Source organism: Paraglaciecola sp. MB-3u-78, assembly GCF_002835935.1.
In the GTDB taxonomy this organism is placed as follows: Bacteria; Pseudomonadota; Gammaproteobacteria; order Enterobacterales; family Alteromonadaceae; genus Paraglaciecola.
Map to the genome: position 1 here is coordinate 1 of NZ_PJCF01000061.1, position 469 is coordinate 469.

The 469-nt window shown below is 44.8% G+C and carries 1 protein-coding gene; it reads right to left on the reverse strand.

From position 1 onward, the window contains the following. A partial coding sequence (locus CXF95_RS26330; protein ID WP_369809348.1) for a reverse transcriptase domain-containing protein occupies positions 1-462 on the reverse strand: 462 nt, incomplete at its 3' end. Positions 463-469 lie beyond the last annotated feature (7 nt).

Below are 469 nucleotides of genomic sequence, written 5' to 3' on the forward strand. Positions count from 1 at the left end.
TCCATAATAGTTGATCCAACCTTGAATGATCGGATTGAACATTCGGGCAAGATCTTCCAGTGCTTTGTCGCTTCGTAATGGCCAGTTCCAATCACGTGATTTGTGCCGGATTGCTTTTGCAGCCTTGTTGCTGATTGCCGGAGTGAAATTAATAAAGTGTTTCCCCCACCGATTCTTTGAACGGCGAGAGCGAAAGGTATAACCCAGAAAATCAAAACTGACTTCTGCATAATCCCCTCGCCTGTCATCATCTTTACAATAGACAACTTTCGTCTTTTTAGGATGAAGCTCTAAACCCACTTGTTTCATTCTGGCTTCCAGCTTTTGCTTCAATTGCTGCGCTTGAGACTGGCTCTTGCAATGGCAAACTGCATCATCAGCATAGCGCTCAAAGGGAACATTCGGGAATTCCCGAACCATCCATTGGTCGAATGCATAATGGAGAAAAAGGTTAGCCAACAAGGGGCTA